The following is a 19,760-nucleotide window of genomic DNA, read 5'->3' as shown; positions in this document are numbered from 1 at the left end:
GCCAATCAAGCATCAGTTGCCCCTCCTGCTTTGTATTTGTCCTTTAAAACCAACCGAGCCCGGTCAGGAGCCAAGTACTTTAAAAAGGGACGGTCTGCCTCATTGGACATAAACAGAAAATGATGCCCTTCCGGCGTCAGAAGGAATAGCGTCAAGACATAGCCCACGAGCTCGCCTTCATCAACACTGTACGACTCCTCTTGATGAAGAATCTCAGCGGTCTCCCCGTTCAGGAACACCGGCCCCGACAAAGCCGCACTACGAAAATTCTTGAACTGCGCAATTGCACGGGATTTCGCCGCAACCCGCTGAGGATGCGTTTCAGACACGCCAGCGTTCCGTATCCACAACCAGAATCGCTGCCATGAGGATGCTTGCATCGTCTGCAAAGTATCAGGAGGCCAGCAGTTCGCGAGCGTGCTTGCGCGTGGTGGCGGTGATTTCCAGGCCGCCCAGCATGCGCGCCACTTCTTCGACGCGGGCCTTGGCGTCGAGCACGTCGATGCGCGAGGCGGTCTTGCCGTTGTCCAGCGTGCCCTTGGCCACCTGGAAGTGCTGGCCGGCCTGGCTGGCCACCTGCGGCAAGTGCGTCACGCACAGCACCTGGCGCTCCTGGCCCAGGCGGCGCAGCAAACGCCCCACGACTTCGGCCACGCCGCCGCCGATGCCGCTGTCCACTTCATCGAAGATCAGCGTCGGCGTGGTGGTGGCGTTCGATGTGATCACCGAGATCGCCAGCGAGATGCGCGCCAGCTCGCCGCCGGATGCCACCTTGGCCAGCGAGCGCGGCACCACGCCCGCGTGGCCGGCCACCAGGAACTCCACCTGCTCCAGGCCATGCGCGCCCGGCTCGCCGGCGTTGAGCGCGACCTCGAAACGGCCGCCCGTCATGTTCAGTTCCTGCATCGCGCGGGTGACGGCGTCGCTCAGCTGGCGAGCCGCGACGGCGCGCGTGGCGGACAGGCGCTGCGCCTGCTCCATGTACGCCGCCTTGAGCTTTGCCTCCTGCTTGCGCAAGCCTTCGATGTCGCTGGCGTCGGCGATCTGCGACAGGCGTTCGGCCAGCTTCGCATGCTCCTCCGGCAGCTGCTCCTCGGTGATGCGGAACTTGCGCGCCGCCGAGTGGATCGCGTCCATGCGCGCCTCGACCGTGCGCAGGCGCGCCGGGTCGAGGTCGACGCGGTCGAGGTAATCGTTGAGCGCATACACCGCCTCCTGCAGCTGGATGCGCGCCGGTTCGATCAGGTCGACGATGGCCTGCAGGCCGGTGTCGATGCCGGCCAGCTTGCCCAGCTTCTGGTTGAGCGACGACAGCTGCGACAGGATGGGATGGTCCTCCGCCTCCGAGATCACGGCCAGCGCCTCCTGCGCGCCCTCCAGCAAACTGGCGGCGTGCGACAGGCGGCTCTGCTCATTGGTGATCTCGGCCCACTCGCCCGGCTTGACGGCCAGCTTTTCCAGCTCGTTGACCTGCCACTCCAGGCGCTCGCGCTCGTACAGCACGTTGGCGGCGTTGGTCTCGAACTCCTCCAGCTGCCGCGCCAGCGCGCGCCAGGCCTTGTATGCCAGCGACACCGCCTTGACATCGCCGCCCGCGCCGGCCTGGCCGTCGAGCAGCACGCGCTGCGCCTCGGTCTTCATCAGCGACTGGTGCGCGTGCTGGCCGTGGATGTCGACCAGCATGTCGCCGAGCTCGCGCAGCTGCGCCGCCGTCGCCGCGATGCCGTTGATGTAGGCCTTGCTGCGGCCGGCGTTGTCGATCACGCGGCGCAGCAGCGCGCCGCCCTCCTCCACCGCGAACTCGTTGGCGGCCAGCCAGTCGCGCGCCTGCTCGCTGAGCGCGAAATCGGCCGTGATGTCGGCCTTGGCCGCGCCCTCGCGCACCACGCTGGCGTCGCCCCGGCCGCCCAGCGCCAGCGTCAGCGCGTCGATCAGGATCGATTTGCCGGCGCCGGTCTCGCCGGTGAAGACGGTGAAGCCTGCGGAGAATTCCAGTTCGATGGTGTCGACGATGACGAAATCGCGGATGGACAGAGTACGGAGCATGGAGGCCTGGTGAGGTTAATTGAGTTTGCCTTCGCCGGAAGGATATTCATTCCAGTGCAGCTTTTCGCGCAGCGTGTTGTAGTAGCTCCAGCCTTCCGGATGCAGGAAGGTGATCGAGTGCGGCGAGCGCTGGATGACGATGCGGTCCTGCGCCTGCAGGCTGGCGAAGGTCTGCATGTCGAAGTTGACGCTGATGTCGCGCCCGCGCACGATCTCCACCACGATCTCGCTGGACTCGGGCAGCACAATGGGCCGGTTCGACAGCGCGTGCGGCGCGATCGGCACCAGCACCACGCCGCCCAGGCTGGGGTGCAGCAGCGGCCCGCCGGCCGACAGCGCGTAGGCGGTGGAGCCGGTGGGCGTCGAGATGATCAAGCCGTCGGAGCGCTGGTTGTACATGAAGTGGCCGTCGACGTCGACGCGCAGCTCGGCCATGCCGGCGCCGGCGCCGCGCGAGACCACGACATCGTTGACGGCCAGGCCGACGTGGATGGTTTCGTCGTTGCGCATCACGCGCCCTTCGAGCAGCGTGCGGCGCTCGGCCTTGTAGCGGCCCGCCAGGATCTTGGGCAGCACGTCGAGCATGGCGTCGAGCGGGATGTCGGTCATGAAGCCCAGGCGGCCCTGGTTGATGCCGATCAGCGGCACGTCGAACGGCGCCAGCTGGCGCGCGATGCCCAGCATGGTGCCGTCGCCGCCCATGACGATGGCGGCGTCGCAGTGGGCGCCGATTTCGGTGGCGCTCATCACCCGCACATGGTCCATCTCGAAGCCGAGATGGGCGGCGGTCTGCTCTTCAAACACCGCCGTGTAGCCGTCCTGCTGCAGGAAATCGACCACGCTGCGCACCGATTCGGCGATGCCGTCGGTATTCTGGCGCACGACCAGTGCGATGGTTTGATAAACGGCGTGCGTGGCGGTCATAAAAATCTCGGCAAAAGGGTGAGGTCGGCGACACGCAGCAGAGTAACCCATAACGCAGGCTTCTGCTATCACCCGTCCGCCTCACAACTGTACATTTAAACAGTATTTTGCGCAGTATAGTGTGCGGGCGGCCAGACTGCAAGGACCTCAGTGGGCGCCGACGCTCATGATCCCGCCCAGCATCGACAGCAGGATCGCCAGGCCGACCGCCATCGAGTAGAAGGTCATCAGCGTGCCCCAGCGGAAGAACACGCCCCAGCGGCTGCCGCCGTACACGCGCCGCATCGCCCACGGCAGGTAGCCCAGCAGCCAGCACCACAGCACGAAACCGGCGAAGGCGGACGGCACCAGCAGGATCACGCTGTAGATGAAGAAGGCGAAGGCATTGGTGTGCAGCGCGAACAGCAGGTGCTCGCCGAAGCGCTTGCCCGAACCCAGGTACAACACCTTGAGGAACAGCGCGAACACCGGCATAAGGCAGAAGATCGCGTACGGCGCGTAGTGGTAGAAGCCTTCGGTGAAGACCTTGCCCTTCTCGCTGCCCGGCAGGTCTTCGAAAGCCTGCCATTTGTGTTTAAGCGCCGGCCAGCGGTTGAGGATGTCGCTATCCTTGCCCAGCACGTTGAAGTCGAAGTTACTATTGTCGCCATCCTCCGTGCCATCGGCCTTTTCTCCGGCCTTTTCCTTGCGCTTCTCGTTGCGCTTGATTTTGCGCTCGGCTTCGCCGATGGCGGCGGACGATTCCTCCAGCTTGAAATCCTTTTGCATGTCGTCGATCGCCGCTTCGGCGGCGGTCTTGCCGCGCACCTCCTCCGGCGTCAGCGGCTTGATTTTTTCGCTGGCTTTCTCCTGCACCTTGGCGGCGTTGCGGGCGATGTCGGCCGCCGACGAGGCGACCGCCGTCTCGGGCTTGTCGTTGTCCTGGGTATTGAGCGAGAAGCCGCCGCTGAACTTCATGATCGCGAAGAACAGCAAACTCAGCGTGAGGTACAGGCGCAGCGGCTGCACGAAACGCACGCGGCGGCCGCGGATGTATTCCAGCGTCAGCGCGCCGGGGCGGAACAGCAGGCGCATCACCGTGCCCCACAGCTTGCCTTCCAGCGCCACGTAGTGGCCGACGAACTCGTGCAGGAACTCGCGCGTGCTGGCATGGTGCAGGATGGCTTCCTGGCCGCAGTTCGAGCAGAAGTGGCCACTGACCACCGCCTCGCAGTTCGGGCAATTGGCCGGCGCCGCGTGGGCGTCGTGTTCCAGATTCACAGCAGTGCTCATGCAAACTTCCTGATCGTTTAAGGCGTGGAAAAAGTGTGGAAATGATAAACGACTTCAGCTGATAGTTGTCAAAATTCAATGTGGCGACCGAGTAAAAAACAACTGGTTAAGATGGCTTTCAACCACAGCATCAGGAGAACGCCATGAAAGACGCGCACGTCAATACGGACGCCAAGGTGGAGAACGACGGCGTCAAGCGCATGCCGCACGAGCGCGACGAAGCGCCGGACGCACAGGATGCCAAGCCGCGCAACGTCATGAAGCAGGCCGCCAGCGACATCGAGCGGGGCTTGGTCGACACCGACCTGCACAACCAGCCCGGCGTGGAAAAAACCCGCGCCCCGGGGTCCGCGCCCGCCACCGCCCAGCCGCAACCCGGCAACAAACGCGACTGACCGGGCCACCATGAAACCCATCCACGCGGCCATCGCCGCCCTGCTGGCCTCGCCAACGGTATACGCCCAGACCTATCCGGCCGGCTACGGCCCCAGCGCCGCGCTGCCGGAACCGCAGCGCACGCTGATCCCGACCGTCAATGTGGCGCCGGCCGAAGCCTGGAAAGGCCAGGACCAGCCGCGCGCCGCGCCCGGCTTCCACGTCACCGCCTATGCGCGCGGCCTCGACCATCCACGCTGGGTGTACCCGCTGCCCAACGGCGACGTGCTGGTGGCCGAGACCAACGCCCCGCCCAAGCCGGACGACAGCAAGGGCATCAAGGGCAAGATCATGCAGTACGAGATGAAGAAGGCCGGCGCCGTCACGCCGTCGGCCAATCGCATCACGCTGCTGCGCGGGCTGGACGCCAACGGCGCGGCGCAAAGCCAGACCGTCTTCATCAAGGGGCTGAATTCGCCGTTCGGCATGGCGCTGGTCGGCAACAACCTGTATGTGGCCGACACCGACGCCATCCTGCGCTTCCCCTACCAGGAGGGCGCGACCACGATCAGCGCGCCCGGCGTCAAGGTGATGGACCTGCCGGCCGGCACCATCAACCACCACTGGACCAAGAACGTCATCGCCAGCCCGGACGGCAAGTACCTGTATGTCACGGTCGGCTCCAACAGCAACGTCGGCGAGAACGGCCTCGACGCCGAAACCGGCCGCGCCGCGATCTGGCAGCTGGAGCTCGCCACCAGCAAGTCGCGTTTGTACGCGACCGGCCTGCGCAACGCCAACGGCATGGGCTGGGAGCCGCACAGCAAAACCCTGTGGACCACGGTCAATGAGCGGGACGAGCTGGGCAACGACCTGGTGCCGGACTACATGACCTCGGTGAAGGAAGGCGGCTTCTACGGCTGGCCGTACAGCTACTACGGCCAGCATGTCGACAGCCGCGTCTCGCCGCAAAAGCCGGAACTGGTGGCCACAGCGATCGCGCCCGACTACGCGCTGGGCGGCCACACCGCCTCGCTGGGGCTGGCGTTCTACGACGGCCGGCTGTTCCCGCAGGCTTACCAGGGCGGCGCGTTCATCGGCCAGCACGGTTCGTGGAACCGCAAGCCGCACAGCGGCTACAAGGTGGTGTTCGTGCCTTTCGCCGGCGGCAAGCCGTCCGGCCCGCCGCAAGATTTCCTGTTCGGCTTCCTCGACAACTCCGGCAAGGCGCATGGGCGTCCGGTCGGCGTGGCGGTCGATCGACAAGGCGCGCTGCTGGTGGCGGACGACGTCGGCAACATCATCTGGCGCGTGGCGCCTTCCGCTACCACAACCGCAAGCAAATAAGGAGTGACCATCATGAGCAGCAAACACACAGGTTCGGCAGTATGGAGCGGCGGTCTGAAAGACGGCGGCGGCAAGATATCCACGCAAAGCGGCGTGCTCGACGGGGTCGAGTACGGCTTTCATTCGCGCTTTGAAGACGGCCCCGGCACCAATCCGGAAGAACTGATCGGCGCGGCCCACGCGGGCTGCTTCACGATGGCGCTGTCCGGCATCCTGGCCGAGGCAGGCCTGACGGCGCAAAACCTCAGCACCACGGCCACCGTCACGCTGGACAAGGTGGACGGCAGCTTCGCCATCACCGAGGTGCACCTGAACCTGGTGGCCAGGATCGCCGGCGCCGACCAGCAGAAGTTCGAGGAGGCGGCCCGCAAGGCCAAGGACAACTGCCCCGTCTCCAAGCTGCTCAACACCCACATCACGCTGGACGCGCGGCTGGAGAGCTGAGCAGGGTTGCGGCAAAACGCATAGAATTCTGGTTTATCCGTTCCCACGAAAGACCACGATGCGTATTCTGCACACCATGCTGCGGGTCGGCGACCTCCAGCGCTCGATCGATTTCTACACCAAGGTACTCGGCATGAAGTTGCTGCGCACCAGCGACAACCCCGAGTACCAGTACACGCTGGCTTTCCTCGGCTACGGCTCCAACCCGGAGCACGCCGAGCTGGAGCTGACCTACAACTACGGCCAGACCAGCTACGAGCTGGGCACGGCCTACGGCCACATCGCCATTTCCGCCGACGACATCCATAGCGCCTGCGCGGCCGTCAAGGCCAACGGCGGCGCCGTCACGCGCGAGCCGGGCCCGGTCAAGGGCGGTTCGACGGTGATCGCCTTCGTCACCGACCCGGACGGCTACAAGATCGAGCTGATCGAACGCAGCTTCGACGGCCAGGGCGCCGGCCTGTAACAGCGGCGACGGCCCCGCACGAGGCCGCCGATGAGACGAAAAAAAACGCCGGACCAGCCGGCGTTTTTTGATGGCTTGCTGTATCAGTGCACCAGCAGCGCGTTGATCGGCGCCAGGTCTTCTTCCTTCAGCGAACCGGCCGCCGACTTCAGGCGCAGGCCGTTCATGATGGTGTCGTAGCGCGCTTTCGACAGGTCTTTCTGGGTCGAGTACAGCAGCTTCTGGGCATTGAGCACGTCGATGTTGATACGTACGCCGACCTGGTAGCCCAGCTTGTTCGAATCCAGCGAGGACTTGCTCGACACCTCGGCCGCTTCCAGCGCCTTGACCTGCGCCAGGCCGCTGTTCATGCCCAGGTAGGCCGAACGGGCGTTCTGCGAGGCGGCGCGCTTGGTCGCTTCCAGGTCGTTGCGGGCCTTGTCTTCCAGGGCGATGGTTTCGCGCACCTTGCTGGTGACGGCAAAGCCGTTGAAGATAGGCACGTTCAAGCTGATGCCGATGGCATTGTTGTTGGCGCGCTGGGTGCTGGTCGTCGTCTGGTGCGAGGAGGTCGCGGTCAGGTTGGCGGTCGGCATATGGTTGGCGCGGTTGCGTTCGATTTCACGCTTGGCGATTTCCACGTTCAGCTTGGCGGCGACCACGGCGTAGTTCTGGCTCTCGGCCGAGCTGACCCACGGCTCGACGGCGGCCGGCGACGGCGCGCTGATCGTCACGCCGGTGCGCAGCGGCGCCAGTTCGCCAGGCGCCTGGCCGACGATCACTTGCAGCGCGGTGCGCTTGTTGTCCAGGTCGTTGATCGCGGCGAATTCCTGCGCCACCACCAGGTCGTAGGCGGCCTGGGCTTCGTGGGTGTCGGTGATGGTCTGGGTGCCGACTTCGAAGTTGCGCTTGGCCGAGGCCAGCTGTTCGGTGGTCGCCACTTTCTGCGCCTGGGTCGAGGTCAGGTTGTCCTGCGCCGTCAGCACATCGAAATAGGCTTGCGCCACGCGGGTGATCAGGTCTTGCTGGGCCTGGGCGAAGGTGGCTTCGGCGGTGGCCTGCGCCAGCTTGCTCTGCTGGTAGGTCTGCCAGCTGGCCCAGTTGAACAGCGGCTGGGTCAGTTGCACGGAGTAGGAATTGACGTTGGTGTCGACATCCGCCTTGGGCAGGTAGGTGCCACCAACCGTCGTCGTCGAGTCGCCTCTGTTGAGGACACTACTGCCGCTGGCGGCAATGACAGGCAGCAGGCCGGAGCGCCCCTGGGTAATCCGTTCCTGACCGGCGGCCAGCGACGAGCGGGCGCTGGCGTACGTGGCGTCGTTGGCCAGCGCTTGCTGATATACCTGGATCAGGTCGGCCGCCTGTGCGTTGAGCGTCAAGAAGGCGCTGGTGATCAGCACGGCGATAAGGGGTCTCTGCATTGCATTCTCCGTTGGAGTCATCAAAAAAGTTGATCAAATCAAAAACACACTACCTTAGCGCCGCGCTCGTTTCTAGCGCCGCGGCACTTAATACTTGGCCATCGTGCTGTCGACTTGCAGCGCCCAGGCGTGGATGCCGCCGGTCAGGTTGACCATCTTGCCGAAGCCGTTACGCTCCAGGAAGGCCGCCACCTGCAGGCTGCGCGCGCCGTGATGGCAGATGCAGACGATGGCCGCATCCTCATCCAGGTCGTCGATGCGCGCCGGTATGGTATTCATCGGGATCTGCACCGAGCCCTCGATACGGCAGGTCTCGAATTCCCAGTTTTCCCGCACGTCCAGCAACATCGGGCTGGGCCGTGCATCGTCCGCCAGCCAGTCGGCCAGTTCCAGAGCGGTGATCTGCTGCATGCTGGTCCGCCCCGCTTAAAACTTGAACTGCGACGGCTGCACGGCCGAGGACAGCGGCTTGACGTCGGTCTCGAACAAGGTGCGCGTATCGTAGCCGGCTTCGCCGGTGCGGGTGATCAGCTGCGCCTTCATCGCCGGCGACTGGCCGATGATGACCGCCAGACGGCCGCCCACTTTCAATTGTTGCAACAGCGCCGGCGGCAGTTCCGGCAGCGAACCCGTCACCACGATCACGTCGAATGGCGCGCCGTTGCTCCAGCCTTGGGCGCCATCGCCCAGTTCCACGGTCACGTTGGTGATGCCGTTGTCGGCGAAATTCTTTTCAGCCAGCGCTTTCAGCTCCGCCGACACTTCCACCGCCGTCACGTGACGGCCCTTGTGCGCCAGCAGCGCCGCCAGGTAGCCGGAGCCGACGCCGATTTCCAGCACGCTCTCATGCTTCTTGACGTTGACGTCTTGCAGCAGGCGGGCCTCCACCTTCGGGTTCAGCATGGAAACGCCGCCCGGCAGCGGGATTTCGGTATCCGCAAACGCCAGCGCCTTGTGCACGGCCGGCACGAAATTCTCACGTTTCACCACCATCAGCAGATCCAGCACACTCGTGTCCAGGACGTCCCAAGGGCGGATTTGCTGTTCGATCATGTTGAAGCGGGCTTGTTCGATATTCATCTTATGACTCTGGTCGGATTAAATAATCCGTCATTTTATCGTTGAACTGGCATCGAGGCACATATTAACGATATGACGGTGGGTTCGCGGGAAATTGCGACAGTCTGCAGTTTAAGGGGGATGAACCTACCAAATTGGCAAGTTTGACGCAAACGGCGCGGCCGGCGGCTCACGGCTGGGCCACTTCCAGGCCGCTCAGCGTGACGCCGATCAGCGTCTCCATGAAGGCTTGCGGGTCGATGGGCGGCATCTCGCAGGTCGGCATGAAGGAGTGGGTCCACATCATCAGCATCAGCACCGGGGCCACCAGCACCTGGGTCATCACGGCCGGATCGACCGGGCGGAACTCGCCGCGCCCGATGCCGCGCACCACCACGCTGGCGATCAGGCCGTTGCCGCGCGCGACCACCTCCTCGTTGTAAAACTGCGCCAACTCCGGGAAATTGTTGCCTTCGGCGAGCATCAGCTTGGTGATGCCGGCCAGCTGGGTGGCGCAAATCTGGTTCCACCACTTCATCAGGATGGTGCGCAGCAGCACGGCGCTGGGGCCGTCGAACACGGCCGCGTCCTGTTCGGCCTCGCCGATGGCGTGCACGATGTTCTCGCGCACCACGGCCTTGAACAGTTCTTCCTTGTTGGCGAAATAAAGGTACAGCGTGCCCTTGGACACGCCGGCGCGCCTGGCCACGTCTTCCAGGCGCGTGGCGGCATAGCCGCGCTCGACGAACTGGTCCAGCGCCGCCGCCAGCAATTCCTGCGGCCGCGCATCCTTGCGCCGCTCCCAGCGTGGCTTGGTATCTTGAGGGGCTTGCATGGGCGTACTCAATTTAACTTACTTATAAGTCATTAATATAAGCGCAAGCCGGGCCAGCGTCAAGCCAAAGGCGGCCGACGCCGGCCCGCCTGGAACAGGATCTGGCGCGCCATCGGCGCCAGTTCGGTGGCACTGATGGCGCCCGAGGTGTCGCCCACGCCTATCGTGCAGGAAACAGCGCGGTCGCCGGCTTCCAGATAATGCTGCAGGCGATGCGCGACCTGGCAGGCCAGGTCGGCGGGCAAGCCGGGCAGAAAAACGGCAAAGGTCGTCTTTTCCCAGCGCGCCACCACATCGATGCAGCGCAGCCGCTGCAACATGAAGCCGGAGATATCATTGAGCAGGCCGCCATCAGCGCCGTTGGGCACGGCCGGCGCCACCACTTGCAGCACGACGACCGATAGCAGCTGCCGATGGCGGCGCGCGCGCTCGACCATCCGCCCCAGCAGTCGTGCCGCCTCGTCCTTCGGATAGCAGCGCGTCAGATAATCATCGGCGGGAGGAGCGCGGCGACTCTCCTGCCCGCCCGCCCCCGCCGGACCGGCCACAGCCATCGCCATCGCCGCGGGCGGCGGCGCAGGTGGTGGCAATTGCGCACGCCAGCCATGCATGAAAGCCTCCTTGGCGGCCGCACAGCGGCAGCGCAGCTGCCCCAGCCATCCCGGCGAAATGTCCGCAGTGTCCGCCCCGTAGTGAAGTGATTGCATGGAATCCTCCCATTCAGCTGCCTAGCGCCCGTACCAGACGGGATTTAAACAATTATACCGAATTTAAAGGATATTTGAATAATTTGATTAATTCAAATCAAGGGGAAAGCATCCGCCCGAGGACGAGCAGGATGAACGCAAGATGCAGCTATACAACAATGGGGAAAATAGCCCGCTTCAATTATTTAATCTGTTATATTTGATTTATTCGATTTCCAACGAGATGGAGCGCCAGATGCCTCTTCCTGAAAAAAACCCTCAGCAACTGGCGCAGCTTTACGCCCAGCGGTCCAAGCAGACCTTGCGTCATGCCTTGGAGCAAACGGGCAAGATTGCCCGCGCAGCGGCCATCATGGTCGCCCGCGAGGAACAAAATCGCGCCAGCAAGCTTGGCCAGCAGGCGCCAGCCAAGAAAGGCAACGCGTCGGATTGATCAGGCCAGGCGCGCAGCCATCTCCGCCACCCGCTTGCCCAGCAGGCGGGCGGTTTCCAGGTCGCCGCTGCGCGGGGCTTCGTCGGCCGAGGCGTCGGACGGCGAGATCGACAGCGCGCCGGCAAAGCCCGCGGTCCAGTTGACGTCGGACGGGCCGTGTTCCTTTTTATTCGACGGCATCAGGCCGGTACCTACCCAGACCTGGCTGTGCTGCATGGCCAGCGTCCAGAAGTACTGGATGGTCGAGAACTTGTCGCCGTTGACCGAGGCCGAATTGGTGAAGCCGGCGGCGACCTTGTTCTTCCAGCCCTGGCCGAACCAGACGGCGGACGACTTGTCGGCGAATTTCTTGAACTGCCAGGCCGGGCCGCCCATATAGGTCGGGCTGCCGTAGATGATGGCGTCGGCCTTGCCGATGGCGGCCAGCGCATCGTCGGGCAGGTCGCCGTTCTGGTCGATGCGGTAGACCTGCACCTCGGCGCCGGCGACGCCAGCCGCGCCCTGTTGCACGGCCTCGGCCTGTTTGACGGTGTGGCCGTAGCCGCTGAAATAAACGATCGCAATAGTGGTCATGAAATTCCTTGAAAAAGTTAATGAGCAGGTGGCCAGGCGCCCACCTGGTTCAGCATGCCAAACCAGTCTTCCAGGTGCCAGGTGTGGGTAATGCGGTCCGCCCCCAGATAATGAAACTCATGGATGGCAATTGCAATAGGCTGATTGGTAGGGGCGATGCCGAAAAACTCGCCGCGATGGGTGCCGGTGATCTGCGCGCGCACGGCGGCGCGGCCGTCGCGGCCGAAGATGTCCTGGATGGCGATATGCACGTCCGGGAAGGCGGCGCCGAACATCGCGACGACCGGCTTCATGCCGGCCAGGCCGGGCTGCTGATCCGGCCCCAGTGGAGTGTCCTGCCAGTCCGGCGCCAGTGCCTGGTCGAGCAGGTCGGGGTTGCGCTCATTGAAGGCGCGGTACAGCGTTTCGATGGCTTGCTGCTGGGCCTGGGTCAGGCCGTTGTCCTGCATGGTCATGATGGGCTTTCTATTTCGGTGAGTGACGCGGCCACTGTAGCAATCCCCCGCAACGCAAGTCCAATCGATAATGGATATACAGTATCATCCACGGCATGGATTTACATGGCATAGACCTCAACCTGCTGGTGGCCTTCGACGCTCTGATCTGCGAGCGCAACGTCACGCGCGCAGGCGTGCGCATCGGCCGCACCCAGCCCGCGATGAGCGCGGCACTGGCGCGGCTGCGCCTGCTGCTAAAGGACGAGCTGTTCGTGCGCAGCGCGGCCGGCCTGCAGCCGACGCCGCGCGCGCTGGAACTGGCGGCGCCGCTGGGCGAGGCGCTGGCCAGCATCCAGCGCACGCTGGAGTTCACGCAGGGCTTCGATCCGGCGCGCGCCACGGTGCGCTTCACGCTGGCGCTGTCCGATCATCCGGCCTTCTCCGTGCTGCCAGCCTTGCTGGCGCGGCTGGCGCGGCAGGCTCCCGGCGTCACGCTGCGCATCAAGGCCTATGCCGCGCGCGAGGATGCGCTGGCGCTGCTCGACGCCGGCGAGGCCGATGCGGCCGTCGGCGTGCCGGGCGGCAGCACGCCGCGCATTCCCACCTTGCCGCTGTTCGAGGAGCGCTTTGTCTGCGTGGCCCGCAAAGGCCATCCGCTGGCCAGGAAAAAGATGACGCTGGAGCGCTTCCTGAGCTGCCAGCACCTGCTGGTGTCGCCGGAGGGCGATGGCGTCGGCCATGTCGATGTCAAGCTGGCGCAGTGGCAGCGCCGGCGCAAGATCGCCGTCACGCTGCCGCAGATGTACGCGGCGCCGGCCATCGTCGCCGGCAGCGACCTGCTGGCCACGCTGATGGAGGGCGTGGTGCGGGCCAGCGGCCTGGCTGGCGCGCTGGCGGTGCTGCCGCTGCCGGAGCTGGAACTGGCGCCGGTGCCGTTCGTGCTGCACTGGCACCGCCGCAACGACGCCCATCCGGCCCAGCGCTGGCTGCGCGAGCAGATCGTGCTGGTGTGCCGCGAGCTGTATGGGGTCAGCGGCGCCCTTTGAGCTCCTGCACTTTCCAGCCCTCGTCGCGCGCGCGCAAGAAGGCCAGCATCGAATCGACCGTGACGGCGTTGATGCGGTCGGAAAAACGCAGCGCGCTCGGATGGTCGTCGAAGGCGATATTGGCCTTGAACACGCGCCCGCCCAAGCGCGTCAGCGGGCCGATGTGCATCTCGGTCGGCGTGTAGCCGGCCATCTTCAGCCACGACTGCGCCTGCTCGCGCGTGCGGATGCGGAAGTCGCTGGCCTCGGCCGACGCCAGCAGCTCCAGCACCCACTGGTTGGAGTTCTGGTACTTGGTCGAGAATGGATAGGCGACCATGCTGTAGCGGCTGCCGTGCAAGCCGTGCAGCGCGGCCGGATCGCGCAGCACCTCGCCCAGCTTGGCGGCCACCTTCGGCGGCGGCACGATCATCAGCGCATCGAGCGTGAACGGTTTCTCCAGGAAGAAGTTCGCCAGGCCGTCGACCCACAGCGCGGAATCGGCGCTGCCGCACTCGTTGAGCAATTCATATACGCGCCACGGCTGCTCCGGCGCGCTGCGGAACGCCAGGCCGGCGTGGCTGTACTTCAAGCCGTACTTCGACAAATCCTGTCCCTGGCGCGCGATCAGCACCACATCGCTGCCGCTGGCGTCCAGCGCTGTCTGCAAGGCCTGGCCGGTGGTCAGCGCCTCGCTCAGCGACGCCTGCGTCAGCGGATGCTCTTCGCAGGAGCGGCCGGCATGCGCCGGCGCGGCGGCCAGCGTGGCGACCAGGCCCGCCGCGCCCAATAGCGCCCGCACGCTCATTGCGGCGGCAGGCGTTTTTGCGACAACAGCGCCTCGCCCAGTGCGTTGGGAATGAAGGCCAGCACCTTGCCGGAGGCGACCAGCAGCGTGCCGGTGGTTTCCGACACCACCTGCACCGTCGTGCCCACCGACAGGCCGATCGCATCGACCGTCTTGCCGGCCAGCTTGACCGACAGCTTGGCCGCCGAGCCGACCGACGTCAGCACGATCTCGACCCCGCCCGCCACGCTCTGCGCCACGCCGCTGACGACGTAGGCGCCGCCGATGACCACCGCCGCCGAACCGGCGACCGGGCCGGAATCGCCGTTGCCCGAAGCGGCCACGCTGACCACCGGCGCGGCCAGGATGGACATGGTGCCGACCGAGATCTTCTCGGACGGCGTGTGGTTGGATACGCCGTTCTGCGCCATCGCGGCGGCGACGCTCAGCGCCAGCGCGGCGCCGAAGATGGTGTGGCGAATAACTGCAGCTGCTTTCAACTCTGTCTCCCTTGGGTTCTTACGATGAAGTGCCCGAAGCATAACATTAACAGATACTTAACACTGATACGAATCGCCAAGCGGCAGCGAGTGGGCTACACTGTCGATCACCTCTTTCTGCGTCCGCCTCCATGCCCGAGAAGAACCTGCCCGAACTGATCACCCTGAAACGCCTGATCGACGAAGGCGGGCGGCATCTGGAAGTGGGCACCTCCTGCACGGTGGCGATGGACGGCCGCGAATTCCCGGTGTACTCCATCGCGCTCGGCAACCCCAGCCCGGACGTGCCGGCGCTGGGCTTCTTCGGCGGCATCCACGGCCTGGAGCGCATCGGCACCCAGGTCATCCTGTCCTTCATGGAAAGCCTGCTGGCGCGGCTGCGCTGGGACAGCACGCTGCACCAGCAGCTCGAATCGATGCGGCTGGTGTTCATGCCCTTGGTGAATCCGGGCGGCATGTGGCAGGCCACGCGCTGCAACCCGCAGGGCGTGGACCTGATGCGCAACGCGCCGCTGAGCGCCGTCGACAAGGTGCCGTTCATGCTGGGCGGCCAGCGCTTCAGCCACCACCTGCCCTGGTACCGCGGCCGCGCCGGCGCGCCGATGGAAGCGGAAAGCCAGGCGGTATGCGAGCTGGTCGAACGCGAGCTGCTGACGCGCCAGTTCAGCATGGCGCTCGACTGCCACTCGGGCTTCGGCCTGCGCGACCGCATCTGGTTCCCGCACGCGCACACCACGGCGCCGATACCGCACCTGGCCGACATCGGCGCGCTGGAGCAGCTGTTCAGCCAGAGCTACCCCAACCACAACTATGTGTTCGAGCCGCAGAGCCGCCAGTACCGCACCCACGGCGACCTGTGGGACTACCTGTACTTGAACGGCACCAGCTACAGCGAGCGCGTGTTCCTGCCGCTGACGCTGGAGATGGGCTCGTGGCTGTGGGTGAAGAAGAATCCGCGCCAGATCTTCGACCGTATCGCCATCTTCAACCCGACCGCCAAGCACCGCCTGCAACGGGTGCTGCGGCGCCACCTGATCTGGTTCGACTTCCTGATGCGCGCGGCCAGCAGCCACGGACGCTGGATGCCGGAAGGGATGGCGCGCAAGGTCCACCACCGCCGCGCGCTGGCGCAGTGGTACGACGCATGAGCAACTGGATACTGCTGCGCGGCCTGATGCGCGAACAGCGTCAGCTGGGGCGTCCTGCCCGGCCGCGCCGCGCGTGCGGAGCCGCCATCGTCACGCCCGACCTGCCGGGCAACGGCGAACGCCACGCCGTGCGCAGCGCCACGCAGGTCGCGCAGATGGTGGAGTACTGCCGGCGCGAGCTGCGCGCGCGCGGCATCGAGCCGCCCTACTCGCTGCTGGCGTTGTCGCTGGGCGGCATGGCGGCGGTGGAATGGTGCAGCCGCTATCCGGACGAGGTGGAGCGCTGCGCGCTGATCAATACCAGCATGCGGCCGTACAGCCGCTTCCACCAGCGGCTGCGCTGGCAGAACTATCCGTCCATCGTCAAGCAGATACTGTGCGGCGGCATGGAAAACCAGGAGCGCCTGATCCTGCGCCTGACCAGCCGCGCCGGCGACGCCGCCGAACGCGCGGGCCTGCTGCAGCGCTGGCAGGATTACCAGCGCGAGTATCCCGTCACGCGCGCCAACGCGCTGCGCCAGCTGTGGTCCGCCGCCCGCTTCCGCGCACCGGCGGCGCGGCCGGCCGTGCCGCTGCTGATACTGGCCAGCGCCGGCGACCAGCTGGTCGACCACCGTTGCTCTCTGCGGCTGGCGCAGGCGTGGGAGGCGCCGCTGGCGCTGCATCCCGACGCCGGCCACGACCTGCCGCTGGACGACGGCCCATGGGTGGCGGCGTCGATCGCAAAATGGCTGGGTGGAGAAAAAGGGGCGTAAAATAACGCCCCTATGAAAACCATCCCAGCCCTGGACTGCCGTCCGAACTGTGGCGCATGCTGCACGGCGCCCTCCATCACCAGCCCGATACCCGGTATGCCCGACGGAAAACCGGCGGGCGTGCGCTGCATCCAGCTGGCCGACGACATGCGCTGCAAGATCTTTGGCCGCCCCGAGCGCCCGGCCTTCTGCGGCGGCCTGCAACCATCGGCCGAGATGTGCGGCACGAGCCGCGAGTCGGCCATGGTGTGGCTGGCCGACCTGGAACGCGCCACCGCTCCCGGCTAAGGCCTGGTATAGCTGTAGGTCAGCGTGTACGCGCCGCCGGAGACTGCCGTGGCCATCGCGTAATAGTAGCCGGCGTCGGCGCTGTACGAGATAGCCGGGCTCGATGTCCCGCCCGCGCTGGACGCCACCTGCACCCAGCCGCTATCGCCGTACTGATACAGGTAGAGCTGATAACTGGTGCCGGCCTTGCCGTTCAACTGCAGGCTGATATTGCCCGCCGCCGCCCGTATCCAGCCTGGGTTCACATTCGGTATGTTGATGCTGCCGCCCGCCGCGACGGTGCCGGTTTGCGTCACGCCCGATCCGCCGCCGCTGTACTGCGCGAACACCTTGCGCGCCGCGCCCTCGTTGACCGCATGCCACGGATAGCCCAGCGTGCGCATGCGCGAGTTCTCCGTCGGCCGGTACTTGCCGCTGGTGCAGTACTGCGCGCCCTGGAACACGCCCACCGTGCCGTTCGGATAAACGCCGGCGGCGGTCGGCACTGGCGTGCTGCCCGAGATCAGGCCGCGCCATTTGACAGTGCGCGTGGCGTTCATCGTCACATCGGGTTCGCCCGGCTCGCCATCCAGGCTGCAGGTGCCGTAGTCGTATTCGTCGGCCAGCGAAAACGCCGTGTGTCCGATCTCGTGCAGCGCGATCTCGATCGACTGCGTCGCCATCGACAGCGTGGCGACCTCGCCGCCCGAACCGCCGTAGCGGGTGGAGTTGGCGACGACGACGATCACGTCGCGCTCGTCCGGCGCCAGCACCGAGCCGACCACGTCGTGCACCTTGTCCGTATCCACGCACAGCAGGCGGTCGATGTTGTAGCAGTTGAAGGCGGCGTCCAGCGCGGTGTCACGGTAGATGCCCTTGTCCGGTTCATCCACGCCGGACTGGTTGCTCACCACGTCCACCCGCCGTATGTTCAAGGCGTTGCGGTTGGCCGCGAACAGCGGATCAGCCAGGAAGCCGTCGATGACTTTTTTCGCGTCCGTGTGCCACTTGCCCATCTCCGCAGCGGTGTAGCCGTCGCCGATGAACACATAATCCATGCGCGTGGCGGCCGGGCCGGTACTGAGGATGGTGGTCGCGTTGGTGGTCGATGCCACCGCGGCGGCACGCGCGCTGCGCGAGGAGGCCGCCAGCTTGACCAGCGTGGCGCGGTCGAAGCGCGCCAGCGCCGCGGGGGCGATGGCGGCGGCGGCGACGGTGGCGCTCTTGCCGCCCCGCGCCGACGCTGCCTGCACCGGCACCACCTCGACGCTGGCGGTGGCGCTGTCGAAGGGCAGCGACACTTCGAAGGTGCCACTGGCCTGGCGCACGGTTGCGGATATGTCGATGGCGCCGGTCGCCGGATTGAATGCCTCGACATGGCGCTGCTGCGCACCAGCCACCGTGACCTGGTGCAGGATGGCGCCCTGCGCATCGCGCGCCACCACCCGCCACTGCGCGCCCGCCGACTCGCCGCGCACGTCGGGCGTCAGGGCGAAGTCGCCGATTTCAGCATGGCGCGCGCTGAACACGGCGCCGCTGCGGCCGTCGGCATAAGCCAGGCGCAGCGAGATATTGTCGGCGCTGGCGGCGCCGGTAGCCAGCAGCGCTGCGAGCGCCGCCGAGATGCGTAACAAGGTCATGGTGTCTCCCGATTTTTTTATGTGGAACACCGATTGTCACGCCGCCGCCGCCCGCGTAAATGCCGAATGCGGAGCAACTTGTACAAACCTGCTGCCGTCTTTGACAGCTGTTGCGTAGCCGTTGCACCACTGCGCCGCCGGCTCAGCGCAACATCACCAGCTGCGCCAGCATGCGCATCAACTCCGCCGAAAACTTGGGCGCCGGCGCCGGGCATGGCGCCGCCGGTTTGCCAACGCATGGCTGAAGAACGGTCTGAATCTGGATCATGGCTACCCCCTGTCGAATGTGGCGCCGATATCGATAAATTCTTGCTCATGGAGTTTTATCAGCGTATGAGGTATATTTTCCTCCCGCATGCGCTCGTGATCAAACGAGTAATATTCGATTAATGCATAAGAAAAACTTAGCCTAAGCCAGACATGAACAAACCGCTGCGCTCACTTTCCGGTCTGATCGACTTCGATTGCGCCGCCCGCTGGGGCAGTTTCAAACTGGCCGCGCAGGAGCTGCACAAAACGCCGGCGGCGATCAGCCTGCAGGTCAAGCAGCTGGAGGAGACGGTCGGTTTCGAACTGTTCGTGCGCCACCCGCGCCACATCACGCTGACCGACAAGGGACAGGAACTGGCGGCGACGGTGGCCCGCGCGCTGGGCGATCTGCGCACCAAGGTGGCGGCGCTGCAGGACGGCGACGAGGAAAAAATCCTGCGCATCTCCACCACCCATTCGCTGGCGATCAAATGGCTGGTGCCGCGCATCCACCGCTTCACCAAGCTGTACCCCGAGCTGGATATCCGCATCGATTCCAGCGACCGCCTGGCCAACCTGGAAGACGGCAGCACGGACGCCGCGCTGCGCTTCCACCCCATCGAGGACGGCGATCCGGAAGTGCTGTTCCGCGAACGGCTGGTGGCGGTGTACAGCCCGTCGTTGCTGGCGCCCGGCCAGGAGGCGCTGACGCTGGCCGATTTGCAGCGCTTCCCGCTGCTGCATGAGCACAGCAACGAGGAATGGATACAGCTGCTGCGGCAGAACAGCGCCCTGAAAGGCCAGTACGATTTCTCGCGCAGCTACAGCAATTTCGCCGTGCTGGCGCAGGCGGCGCTGGCGGGACAGGGCATCAGCCTTGTTTCGTACGCGATCGCCTACGAAGACCTGCGTACCGGCGCCTTGAAACGGATCGTCTGCTTCAGCGCGCCTTACAAGCGCGGCTACCGGCTGGTGGTCAGCCCAGGCAAGGAAGGCACGACCAAGATCGCCCGCCTGCGCGCCTGGCTGAAGGACGAGATCGAGGAGATGCAGCGCTCGCTGGAGTGACGG

General features: G+C 65.3%; 25 protein-coding genes. 10 read left to right on the top strand and 15 right to left on the bottom strand.

What is annotated here, in order from left to right; genetic code table 11:
* Window positions 1–5: 5 nt before the first annotated feature.
* From DUGA2_RS18475 to DUGA2_RS18460, 4 genes are all read right to left on the bottom strand, one after another.
* Window positions 6–329 (bottom strand): hypothetical protein, encoded by a 324-nt coding sequence (locus DUGA2_RS18475; protein ID WP_141753314.1) that lies wholly within the window; start codon window positions 327–329, stop codon window positions 6–8.
* A gap of 64 nt (window positions 330–393) precedes the next feature.
* On the bottom strand, window positions 394–2,046 hold the full coding sequence (gene recN / locus DUGA2_RS18470; RefSeq protein ID WP_070270952.1) for a DNA repair protein RecN: 1,653 nt from the start codon (window positions 2,044–2,046) through the stop codon (window positions 394–396).
* A 15-nt stretch (window positions 2,047–2,061) separates the two neighbouring features.
* Window positions 2,062–2,970, bottom strand: coding sequence for an NAD kinase (locus DUGA2_RS18465; RefSeq protein ID WP_070270951.1), 909 nt, complete (start codon window positions 2,968–2,970; stop codon window positions 2,062–2,064).
* A 147-nt stretch (window positions 2,971–3,117) separates the two neighbouring features.
* Window positions 3,118–4,242 (bottom strand): DUF3667 domain-containing protein, encoded by a 1,125-nt coding sequence (locus tag DUGA2_RS18460; RefSeq protein WP_070270950.1) that lies wholly within the window; start codon window positions 4,240–4,242, stop codon window positions 3,118–3,120.
* Between the two features lie 143 nt (window positions 4,243–4,385).
* Between DUGA2_RS18460 and DUGA2_RS18455 the strand changes: the two genes are divergently transcribed.
* The 4 genes from DUGA2_RS18455 to gloA are packed head-to-tail and all read left to right on the top strand — an operon-like array spanning window position 4,386 to window position 6,874.
* Complete coding sequence (locus DUGA2_RS18455) at window positions 4,386–4,637, top strand: hypothetical protein (RefSeq protein WP_070270949.1); 252 nt, start codon at window positions 4,386–4,388, stop codon at window positions 4,635–4,637.
* A 10-nt stretch (window positions 4,638–4,647) separates the two neighbouring features.
* A complete protein-coding gene (locus tag DUGA2_RS18450; protein WP_070270948.1) occupies window positions 4,648–5,964 on the top strand; it encodes a sorbosone dehydrogenase family protein in 1,317 nt (438 codons plus the stop codon).
* Between the two features lie 12 nt (window positions 5,965–5,976).
* Complete coding sequence (locus DUGA2_RS18445; protein ID WP_070271074.1) at window positions 5,977–6,408, top strand: OsmC family protein; 432 nt, start codon at window positions 5,977–5,979, stop codon at window positions 6,406–6,408.
* 58 nt (window positions 6,409–6,466) lie between these two features.
* Window positions 6,467–6,874 (top strand): lactoylglutathione lyase, encoded by a 408-nt coding sequence (gene gloA / locus DUGA2_RS18440; protein WP_071658945.1) that lies wholly within the window; start codon window positions 6,467–6,469, stop codon window positions 6,872–6,874.
* Window positions 6,875–6,957: 83 nt separating this feature from the next.
* Here gloA and DUGA2_RS18435 read toward each other — a convergent pair whose 3' ends face one another.
* From DUGA2_RS18435 to DUGA2_RS33620, 5 genes are all read right to left on the bottom strand, one after another.
* Window positions 6,958–8,274 (bottom strand): TolC family outer membrane protein, encoded by a 1,317-nt coding sequence (locus DUGA2_RS18435; RefSeq protein WP_070270946.1) that lies wholly within the window; start codon window positions 8,272–8,274, stop codon window positions 6,958–6,960.
* A gap of 87 nt (window positions 8,275–8,361) precedes the next feature.
* Window positions 8,362–8,685 carry a rhodanese-like domain-containing protein gene (locus DUGA2_RS18430; RefSeq protein WP_070270945.1) on the bottom strand — a complete coding sequence of 108 codons (324 nt, stop codon included), beginning with the start codon at window positions 8,683–8,685 and terminating at the stop codon, window positions 8,362–8,364.
* A gap of 15 nt (window positions 8,686–8,700) precedes the next feature.
* A complete protein-coding gene (locus DUGA2_RS18425; protein ID WP_070270944.1) occupies window positions 8,701–9,354 on the bottom strand; it encodes a protein-L-isoaspartate O-methyltransferase in 654 nt (217 codons plus the stop codon).
* A 169-nt stretch (window positions 9,355–9,523) separates the two neighbouring features.
* On the bottom strand, window positions 9,524–10,168 hold the full coding sequence (locus tag DUGA2_RS18420; protein ID WP_070270943.1) for a TetR/AcrR family transcriptional regulator: 645 nt from the start codon (window positions 10,166–10,168) through the stop codon (window positions 9,524–9,526).
* Window positions 10,169–10,227: 59 nt separating this feature from the next.
* Window positions 10,228–10,875 (bottom strand): hypothetical protein, encoded by a 648-nt coding sequence (locus DUGA2_RS33620; protein ID WP_141753313.1) that lies wholly within the window; start codon window positions 10,873–10,875, stop codon window positions 10,228–10,230.
* A gap of 142 nt (window positions 10,876–11,017) precedes the next feature.
* On the opposite strand from DUGA2_RS33620, the gene DUGA2_RS18410 reads away from it, so the two are divergent.
* On the top strand, window positions 11,018–11,308 hold the full coding sequence (locus DUGA2_RS18410) for a hypothetical protein (protein WP_070270941.1): 291 nt from the start codon (window positions 11,018–11,020) through the stop codon (window positions 11,306–11,308).
* Here DUGA2_RS18410 and DUGA2_RS18405 read toward each other — a convergent pair whose 3' ends face one another.
* Together DUGA2_RS18405 and DUGA2_RS18400 are read right to left on the bottom strand one after the other, a co-directional pair.
* Window positions 11,309–11,881 carry a flavodoxin family protein gene (locus DUGA2_RS18405; protein WP_070270940.1) on the bottom strand — a complete coding sequence of 191 codons (573 nt, stop codon included), beginning with the start codon at window positions 11,879–11,881 and terminating at the stop codon, window positions 11,309–11,311.
* Between the two features lie 17 nt (window positions 11,882–11,898).
* Complete coding sequence (locus DUGA2_RS18400) at window positions 11,899–12,336, bottom strand: ester cyclase (protein WP_070270939.1); 438 nt, start codon at window positions 12,334–12,336, stop codon at window positions 11,899–11,901.
* A 95-nt stretch (window positions 12,337–12,431) separates the two neighbouring features.
* Between DUGA2_RS18400 and DUGA2_RS18395 the strand changes: the two genes are divergently transcribed.
* On the top strand, window positions 12,432–13,364 hold the full coding sequence (locus DUGA2_RS18395; protein ID WP_070270938.1) for a LysR family transcriptional regulator: 933 nt from the start codon (window positions 12,432–12,434) through the stop codon (window positions 13,362–13,364).
* Here the strand turns inward: DUGA2_RS18395 and DUGA2_RS18390 are convergent.
* On the bottom strand, window positions 13,348–14,151 hold the full coding sequence (locus DUGA2_RS18390) for a DUF2145 domain-containing protein (RefSeq protein ID WP_070270937.1): 804 nt from the start codon (window positions 14,149–14,151) through the stop codon (window positions 13,348–13,350). The two genes, DUGA2_RS18395 and DUGA2_RS18390, sit on opposite strands and share 17 nt — an antisense overlap.
* Complete coding sequence (locus DUGA2_RS18385) at window positions 14,148–14,630, bottom strand: hypothetical protein (RefSeq protein WP_070270936.1); 483 nt, start codon at window positions 14,628–14,630, stop codon at window positions 14,148–14,150. Before DUGA2_RS18385 ends, DUGA2_RS18390 begins: the two co-directional genes overlap by 4 nt.
* Before the next feature lie 131 nt (window positions 14,631–14,761).
* On the opposite strand from DUGA2_RS18385, the gene DUGA2_RS18380 reads away from it, so the two are divergent.
* From DUGA2_RS18380 to DUGA2_RS18370, 3 genes are read left to right on the top strand one after another with little or no spacing between them, the layout of a single operon-like run.
* A complete protein-coding gene (locus DUGA2_RS18380; protein ID WP_070270935.1) occupies window positions 14,762–15,778 on the top strand; it encodes a M14 family zinc carboxypeptidase in 1,017 nt (338 codons plus the stop codon).
* Window positions 15,775–16,533 carry an alpha/beta fold hydrolase gene (locus tag DUGA2_RS18375; RefSeq protein ID WP_070270934.1) on the top strand — a complete coding sequence of 253 codons (759 nt, stop codon included), beginning with the start codon at window positions 15,775–15,777 and terminating at the stop codon, window positions 16,531–16,533. The genes DUGA2_RS18380 and DUGA2_RS18375 overlap by 4 nt, the downstream gene beginning before the upstream one ends.
* A 12-nt stretch (window positions 16,534–16,545) precedes the next feature.
* Window positions 16,546–16,821 carry a YkgJ family cysteine cluster protein gene (locus tag DUGA2_RS18370; RefSeq protein ID WP_070270933.1) on the top strand — a complete coding sequence of 92 codons (276 nt, stop codon included), beginning with the start codon at window positions 16,546–16,548 and terminating at the stop codon, window positions 16,819–16,821.
* On the opposite strand, the gene DUGA2_RS18365 is transcribed toward DUGA2_RS18370, so the two are convergent.
* On the bottom strand, window positions 16,818–18,440 hold the full coding sequence (locus tag DUGA2_RS18365; RefSeq protein WP_070270932.1) for a M64 family metallopeptidase: 1,623 nt from the start codon (window positions 18,438–18,440) through the stop codon (window positions 16,818–16,820). The two genes, DUGA2_RS18370 and DUGA2_RS18365, sit on opposite strands and share 4 nt — an antisense overlap.
* Window positions 18,441–18,582: 142 nt before the next feature.
* On the bottom strand, window positions 18,583–18,708 hold the full coding sequence (locus DUGA2_RS34815; protein ID WP_286162314.1) for a hypothetical protein: 126 nt from the start codon (window positions 18,706–18,708) through the stop codon (window positions 18,583–18,585).
* A 152-nt stretch (window positions 18,709–18,860) separates the two neighbouring features.
* Between DUGA2_RS34815 and DUGA2_RS18360 the strand changes: the two genes are divergently transcribed.
* Window positions 18,861–19,757 carry a LysR substrate-binding domain-containing protein gene (locus tag DUGA2_RS18360; protein WP_070270931.1) on the top strand — a complete coding sequence of 299 codons (897 nt, stop codon included), beginning with the start codon at window positions 18,861–18,863 and terminating at the stop codon, window positions 19,755–19,757.
* Window positions 19,758–19,760 lie beyond the last annotated feature (3 nt).

The organism is Duganella sp. HH101 (assembly GCF_001758795.1).
Taxonomy (GTDB): domain Bacteria; phylum Pseudomonadota; class Gammaproteobacteria; order Burkholderiales; family Burkholderiaceae_D; genus Rugamonas; species Rugamonas rivuli.
This window is presented reverse-complemented; position numbering and strand designations above follow the sequence as displayed.

Excerpts from the sequence above, each read along its gene's own strand:
- recN (WP_070270952.1), bottom strand. The coding sequence starts at position 2,046 with ATGCTCCGTACTCTGTCCATCCGCGATTTCGTCATCGTCGACACCATC.
- DUGA2_RS18465 (WP_070270951.1), bottom strand. The coding sequence starts at position 2,970 with ATGACCGCCACGCACGCCGTTTATCAAACCATCGCACTGGTCGTGCGC.
- DUGA2_RS18460 (WP_070270950.1), bottom strand. The coding sequence starts at position 4,242 with ATGAGCACTGCTGTGAATCTGGAACACGACGCCCACGCGGCGCCGGCC.
- DUGA2_RS18455 (WP_070270949.1), top strand. The coding sequence starts at position 4,386 with ATGAAAGACGCGCACGTCAATACGGACGCCAAGGTGGAGAACGACGGC.
- DUGA2_RS18450 (WP_070270948.1), top strand. The coding sequence starts at position 4,648 with ATGAAACCCATCCACGCGGCCATCGCCGCCCTGCTGGCCTCGCCAACG.
- DUGA2_RS18445 (WP_070271074.1), top strand. The coding sequence starts at position 5,977 with ATGAGCAGCAAACACACAGGTTCGGCAGTATGGAGCGGCGGTCTGAAA.
- gloA (WP_071658945.1), top strand. The coding sequence starts at position 6,467 with ATGCGTATTCTGCACACCATGCTGCGGGTCGGCGACCTCCAGCGCTCG.
- DUGA2_RS18435 (WP_070270946.1), bottom strand. The coding sequence starts at position 8,274 with ATGCAGAGACCCCTTATCGCCGTGCTGATCACCAGCGCCTTCTTGACG.
- DUGA2_RS18430 (WP_070270945.1), bottom strand. The coding sequence starts at position 8,685 with ATGCAGCAGATCACCGCTCTGGAACTGGCCGACTGGCTGGCGGACGAT.
- DUGA2_RS18425 (WP_070270944.1), bottom strand. The coding sequence starts at position 9,354 with ATGAATATCGAACAAGCCCGCTTCAACATGATCGAACAGCAAATCCGC.
- DUGA2_RS18420 (WP_070270943.1), bottom strand. The coding sequence starts at position 10,168 with ATGCAAGCCCCTCAAGATACCAAGCCACGCTGGGAGCGGCGCAAGGAT.
- DUGA2_RS33620 (WP_141753313.1), bottom strand. The coding sequence starts at position 10,875 with ATGCAATCACTTCACTACGGGGCGGACACTGCGGACATTTCGCCGGGA.
- DUGA2_RS18410 (WP_070270941.1), top strand. The coding sequence starts at position 11,018 with ATGCAGCTATACAACAATGGGGAAAATAGCCCGCTTCAATTATTTAAT.
- DUGA2_RS18405 (WP_070270940.1), bottom strand. The coding sequence starts at position 11,881 with ATGACCACTATTGCGATCGTTTATTTCAGCGGCTACGGCCACACCGTC.
- DUGA2_RS18400 (WP_070270939.1), bottom strand. The coding sequence starts at position 12,336 with ATGACCATGCAGGACAACGGCCTGACCCAGGCCCAGCAGCAAGCCATC.
- DUGA2_RS18395 (WP_070270938.1), top strand. The coding sequence starts at position 12,432 with ATGGATTTACATGGCATAGACCTCAACCTGCTGGTGGCCTTCGACGCT.
- DUGA2_RS18390 (WP_070270937.1), bottom strand. The coding sequence starts at position 14,151 with ATGAGCGTGCGGGCGCTATTGGGCGCGGCGGGCCTGGTCGCCACGCTG.
- DUGA2_RS18380 (WP_070270935.1), top strand. The coding sequence starts at position 14,762 with ATGCCCGAGAAGAACCTGCCCGAACTGATCACCCTGAAACGCCTGATC.
- DUGA2_RS18375 (WP_070270934.1), top strand. The coding sequence starts at position 15,775 with ATGAGCAACTGGATACTGCTGCGCGGCCTGATGCGCGAACAGCGTCAG.
- DUGA2_RS18370 (WP_070270933.1), top strand. The coding sequence starts at position 16,546 with ATGAAAACCATCCCAGCCCTGGACTGCCGTCCGAACTGTGGCGCATGC.
- DUGA2_RS18365 (WP_070270932.1), bottom strand. The coding sequence starts at position 18,440 with ATGACCTTGTTACGCATCTCGGCGGCGCTCGCAGCGCTGCTGGCTACC.
- DUGA2_RS34815 (WP_286162314.1), bottom strand. The coding sequence starts at position 18,708 with ATGATCCAGATTCAGACCGTTCTTCAGCCATGCGTTGGCAAACCGGCG.
- DUGA2_RS18360 (WP_070270931.1), top strand. The coding sequence starts at position 18,861 with ATGAACAAACCGCTGCGCTCACTTTCCGGTCTGATCGACTTCGATTGC.